The following is a 6,068-nucleotide window of genomic DNA, read 5'->3' on the forward strand; positions in this document are numbered from 1 at the left end:
AGCGGCGCACGAAGGACGCCGACGCCCGGAGCGCGGCGAGATACCTGGCGGGCACGAACGCGCGACGCGTCCGTCGTGCGCTTGCCGCCTTGTTCGGCGGCGCGATCGGCAAGGACGTCGTCAGCCGCACCTGGCGCAAGGTGAAGACGGACTGGGACGCCTGGAAGGGTCGCTCGCTGGCCGACGAGCCCGATCGTGCGCCTGATCCTCGACGGGACGGTGGTTCGTGTCAGGCTCGACCGCAAGGCGACCTCGATCCCGCTGCTCGTTGTCATCGGCGTGCGCGCGGACGGCCACAAGATCCTGCTCGCGGTCAAGAACATGGGCGGCGAGACGACCGAGGCCTGGCGGGCGATCCTCGACGATCTCGTCGCACGCGGCCTCCGCCGCCCTGAGTTCCTCATCGTCGACGGCGCACCCGGCTTGGACGGGGCGATCGCTGGGCTGTGGGACGGGGTGCCGGTTCAAAGATGCACGGTTCACAAGCACCGCAACCTGCTCGCCCACGCTCCCGAGCGCCTGCACAAGGAGATCAGCGCCGATTACACCGACATGATCTACGCGGCCACGCCGGAGGAGATCGAGAGCCGCCGCAAGGCGTTCCTGCGCAAATGGCGGCTCAAGTGCCGGGCGGTGGCCGACAGCCTGGAGGAGGCCGGTGAGCGCCTCTTCGCCTTCACGCGCCTGCCGCCGAGCCAGTGGAAAAGCGCACCAGAACTACAAACGCGATTGAGCGTCTGCATGAAGAGTTCAAGCGGCGCATCAAGACCCAGACCGTGCTGCCTTCGGCCGAAACCGCGGCAATGTTGTTCTGGGCGTTGATTGCGTCCGGCGAAATCTCGATGCGAAAAATCGACGGATGGCACACGCTCCCCGCCAAGCCACTCGATCAGCAGATTGACCTCGCCGCATGAACCGATAACCTCAATTTGCCGGAGGCTGCTCCGCCAAATTCCAACACGATCCGCTACGGCACCGACTCCAGAGCCTTCTATGACAAATATTACACGCCCAGCAACGCCGTCCTGGTGGTGGCCGGCGATGTCGAGCCGGAAACGGTCAAGGCGCTGGCCGATAAGACGTAGGGAACCGTGCCGACGGCTCCTGGTCTAACCCGCATCCGCCCAGTCGAGCCGGAGCAAAACGCCAAGCGCACGGTGACGCTGACCGGCGTGCGCAATTCGGTGCCGCGCTTTTCCACGCAATGGATGGTGCCGTCCTATCATACGGCCGCACCCGGCGAGGCCGAGGCGCTCGACTGCTGGCCGACATCCTCGGCGGCGGGACCCGCAGCCGGCTATACCAGCAGTTTTCGACCGCATACGCGCCCAGCTTCTCTCCGAAATCATTGCCGATGAGCGCGAACCTCACGCGATCCCCGAGCTGGCCTGGCGGCGCGGACTCTACGGCACGCATCCGTATTCGAGACCGCCCAAGGGAGCCTGACCAGCGTAACGCCCGCCGATCTAAGCGCCTTCCACAAAGCCGCTTTCGCCCGCGACGGGCTGCATGTGGCGGTCGTAGGCGACATAGATGCCAAAGCCCTGAGAGCAAGGCTCGACCAGCTGTTCGGCGATTTGCCTCAGAAACAGGCGCTCGCCCCCGTACCTGATGTCACCCCGAAGCGGCGAGCGGACGCAGGTCGCAACGCCCTCCCCCAGACTTCGCTCCAGCTGGCTTTTCCCGCCATGGGACGCAACGACCCGGAATTCTACGCGGGACAGCTGATGAACGATATAGTCGGAGGCTCACGATTTACCTCACGTCTGTTCCAGGAAGTGCGCGAAAAGCGCGGCCTTGCCTACGGTGTCTCGTCCAGCTTGGAAGACTACCAGCCCAACATGCTTGTCGTGACGACGTCGACGCGCGCCGACAGGGCGGCCGAGACGCTCGACCTGATAAGACAACTAATCAAGGAGCTGGTCGACACAGGCCCAACAGCGGCCGAACTCGAAGCGAGCAAGAAGTATCTGATCGGCGCCTATGCTATCGACAATCTGGGTTCCTCCAGGCCGATTTCCGCCACGCTTGTCGGGTTGCAGCTCGACAAACTCGGCATAGACTACATCCAGCGCCGCCCGGCCCTCATCGAGCAGGTGATCCTCGAGCAGGCAGGGCGGCGGCGAAGAAGCTGCTTTCGGCCGAGCCCGCGATTATGGGCGTTGGCCCGTGACAGCGAATAATCCCACGCTCTACAATAGCTGAAGGACTCGCCGACCTACGTGTGGCTGATCCGACTATGGTGTGGCAGAATGAACGCCTTGAGTTCTGCCTGCTCGCCTTCGCAGACCAGGTTCTCTCCCGTGGTTCGATTCCCGACCCGAAGAACGCCGTCGTTCCGAGAAAGTATTCTAACTTTTGCGTATACCAAATACGGGAAAGTTAGAAACTCTTGAATATGAAGCCGATTATGCTAGCTTTCCCGTATATCAGATACGGGAAAGTTAGAAAATGGCCCTTCACCTCGTTGGGGAAAACATCGATAAAACCCGCAGCCACTATCAGGCTGAAACGGGCAAGCTCATCCAGCTAATGCGCGGCATCTATGTCGATGCCGGGGAGGATATCGAGGCCACGATACTCAAGCACGCCGTCCGCATCGCCAAATACCTGTATCCCAACGCTTACCTCTCGGCGGCGAGCGCTGTGCTTCTCGGCCCGACCCGGGATGGCCGCCTGTTCCTGAGCGGGCGACGAATACAGCGCAGGCGCTTGCGCTTGCTGGAAATCATTCAGAACGCAGCTCCCGACCACCCATCAGTCGCTCAAGCGATTGTCGATGATGGAATGGGAGAAATCCGGATCGACGTCTCCTCGATGCGCCAGCGCTTCCTCGAAGCTTTCCGCCTGCGCAGCGAACACGCGGCATCCATCGACGAGACGATGCGCGAGGCAATCGCGAACCGCCTCATAGAACAATACGGCAGCGCCCAGGGCGCTGCCGACGCGACATGGGCGCTTGCCCGCGCGAACCAGTGGTATCGCGAGGGCGAGCACGCCGAGCGCTTTTTCCTCCGCCCTCCACTGACCACAGAACCGGCACGCAACGGAGCCGCGCTCGATCTGATCGTGGCGTGGCACGGCGCTCCGCTCGGAAATCTCACACATGATGGTTTTGAGTGGCGCTGGAATGCAGACGATCAGGGCCCGCCACTTGTTCGCCAGACCACGCCGGGCAAGCTCCCTCCTTTCATTCTGTCGCTGCTGCCTGAAGGCTGGCTTGAGTCAGTGTTGAACGACCGCGACGAGCGCGCGACGCTACGCTCGGGCAAACGCTACATGTCCAACATCACCATCGTCGAGCGTGCGAGCGATCTCTCCGCCCTGCCGCCCGACATCCTGTTAACCCGGCTCAATGGCTTCACTAGAAACACTGTCTTCACTGGCCAGTATGCAGGGCCGGGTCGCGGCGACCTGGAGCAGAGTTTCGAACGCAATCTCGCACAGATATTCGAGCGTACTGATACGCCTCGCCTTTCGGGTGTTCAGATCAAAGCGCCTATGTTCCTCAGTGCGGATGGCACCCTCTCTCCCAGTATCGGCCGGCCTTTTACCCACATTCTCAAACCTGCGGGTACGGGCGGATTTGAGGCCCTGCCAGTTATCGAATGGCAGTCGCTCGCTTTGGGCAGCGCGGCCGGTTTCAAGACGCCCGCGACAGCGCTCGTCCCGATGCCTGACGGGATGCCTCCGGCGCTACTCGTGGAGCGGTTCGATATCAGAACGGGCCTCGAGGACAAACACCTGCTCGCGCTTGAGGACTTCTGCTCGGTACTTGGCGTGCCCACCGAAGCAAAATACGACGGCACGATGGAGCGCATCGCGCGGGCACTAAGGCCGCTATCGACCTCTCCCGAAGAAGACGTCCTGCTTGTCCTGAAGCGATCCTTATTCGCCTGGCTGATCGCCGATGGCGACATGCACCTGAAGAACATGGCACTGCTGGAAATCGCAGAGCCCGGCAGCACGCAATTCAGCTCAGTTCGCATGGCTCCGCTCTACGACGCGGTCACGACTCGCGTGTTTCCACGCCTCGAAAAAGACCGGATGGCCCTCAAGCTGAACGGCAAGGACGATCGTCTGCGGCGCGCCGACTTCAAGGCTTTCGCGAGCACGGCTGGCCTCAAGGCAGCCGATGCGGATACCAGCATCGACGATCTTGTTGCAGCCCTCTCACGCGCGCTCAACCACCTCGAATTGCCGCCGCCTCTATCAGACGGCTCTCAAGGCGCGAAGATGGCGGAGCAAATGCGCGCGATTGTCCACGAACGCATCGAAGGGTTTGCATAGATGATCGATCTAACTGATACGCCGGTTTCCATGGACCGCACTTCCCAGCCGTGATGGGCGAGACCGCCCCGACAAAGCTTGGCAAGGGCTCGAAAGTTCAGGCTAATGATAGATGCTCAGTGGAGGGCCTATCTTCTAGCGCCGGCGAGGTAGCCGCTCGATCGTCTGCACAATCCCTTCGGGCGTCGGCTGGCGCAGTCGATGCGGTCGAGATATCTGCTCGTCGCAGCAATGTTCACGGTGGTCTTTTTGGAGATCCATCCATTCCAGGACGGCAATGGAAGGCTATCGCGTTCTGACGACGCTTCTGCTGATGCGCAGTGGCTATGCTTATGTGCCTTACTCTTCGCTCGAAAGCGTGATCGAGAACAGCAAGGAGGGCTACTATCTGGCGCTTCGGCAAACTCAAAAAACGATCCGCAGTCCGAGGCCTAATTGGCAGCCCTGGGCTGTTTATTTCCTGCGCGCTCTTCAGCAGCAAAAGCAGCGGCTTGAGAAGAAAATCGAGCGCGAGCGTCTCGTGCTCGGTACGCTTCCGGAACTCTCCCTTCAAATAGTTGAAGCCATCAAGGAGCGCGGGCGAATGACCATTGGCGAGATCGTCAACCTGACCGGTGCAAACCGGAACACCGTCAAAAAACATGTGGCAACCCTGGTCGAAATAAACCATCTAGCCCAACATGGAACCGGCAAGGGAACGTGGTACGGCAGACGTCAACACAGACTACTTTATGTGATTCAACCCAGGAAACGCACTACGTCCATTTACGCGAACACCATATGATAAGGAACACTCTTTTCGAGCTTAATCCCCCGGGCAAAAAGTTTTCGAGGGCTGGTTGCCGCCGCCCTCAGTGCAATTAACCGGTATTCAGTTCCAGCTTGCCAGCAGCGGTTATCAGCGTGGAGTCGATGGTAAGTCCTCCTTTGAAGGCGGTCGCATTCGAGGGGAATGCTCTACAGGGACGACCCGCCGTAAACGACGTTCTTTCGAAAATCCCCGACTTCTTCCACCACAACGACCCCCCTCTCGTTTTTTGGGGCGCGACCTGCACGGTCCCGAGCCCAGCTTGCAGATGATCTGCGTGCCTACGGTCGCAAAGAAGGCATCACCGTGCTGATTCTCGATTGTGGTCCCTTTTGATTTTCCACGCCCGTTTGTGGCGCTCGCGATGGGGCGCGGCAAGATCGAGGACTTTTGAAAGCAATTTCAAATCCGATGATGCTCAAAAAAGGCATTTGGCTGCACTGCTGCTATTCGGACCGATGGCCGGTACGCGCGGTGGGGAAGCCGATGTCCATTGTTCAGTTTGCACCTGATGAGAACCGCAAGCCATCGACCAGAAGAGTTCAAGAATTCTCCCTTTCAAGTTGAGTGGAATGGTCTACCAGCCGTATGGCCGAGGCCCTATAAGGAACCCGCAGGTGCGGAGTACACGCCGAGGCTCTGCCGATTATACATATCAGCTGCCTTTGAGAGGAACCCGGTTTGCCCCTGTGCCTGCCGATGATCCGCCACCTGAAATCCCCGGACCTGTTTGGCGCCGTCCATCGCCTGCCGGCACTCGGCAGACCGGTTGGCAATAAGACGTTCGAGGTCGTCAATCCGTCGACCGGCGAAGTTTTGGCAGAGCTTCCCGATATGGGCGTCGAGGAGACACGTGCTGCGGTAGACAAGGCCTATGTTGCGCAGTCGGGATGGGCCGCGTTGACTGCCCGAGAGCGTAGCGACGTTCTTTGGCGATGGCATCAGCTGATCATCGACCATGCAGGCGATC

4 protein-coding genes and 2 pseudogenes are annotated in these 6,068 nt (G+C 60.3%); all 6 read left to right on the top strand.

Features of this window, described 5'->3' with window-relative positions:
* Positions 1-914, top strand: a pseudogene (locus tag EN781_RS23060) (IS256 family transposase); the annotation flags it as partial.
* A gap of 60 nt (positions 915-974) precedes the next feature.
* Positions 975-1,306: pseudogene (locus EN781_RS23065) on the top strand (insulinase family protein); the annotation flags it as partial.
* Between the two features lie 199 nt (positions 1,307-1,505).
* Entirely contained in the window at positions 1,506-2,183 is a 678-nt protein-coding gene (locus tag EN781_RS23070) for an insulinase family protein (RefSeq protein ID WP_342028462.1), read from the top strand.
* 268 nt (positions 2,184-2,451) lie between these two features.
* Entirely contained in the window at positions 2,452-4,290 is a 1,839-nt protein-coding gene (locus EN781_RS23075; protein ID WP_127286169.1) for a HipA domain-containing protein, read from the top strand.
* Between the two features lie 277 nt (positions 4,291-4,567).
* The gene (locus tag EN781_RS23080; protein ID WP_245468301.1) at positions 4,568-5,074 is read left to right on the top strand and encodes a DUF977 family protein; all 507 of its coding nucleotides are present in this window, start codon (positions 4,568-4,570) and stop codon (positions 5,072-5,074) included.
* Between the two features lie 705 nt (positions 5,075-5,779).
* Positions 5,780-6,068 (top strand): aldehyde dehydrogenase family protein (locus EN781_RS23085; RefSeq protein WP_127400361.1); only part of this gene is annotated, 289 nt, incomplete at its 3' end.

The organism is Mesorhizobium sp. M4A.F.Ca.ET.090.04.2.1 (assembly GCF_003999085.1).
In the GTDB taxonomy this organism is placed as follows: Bacteria; Pseudomonadota; Alphaproteobacteria; order Rhizobiales; family Rhizobiaceae; genus Mesorhizobium.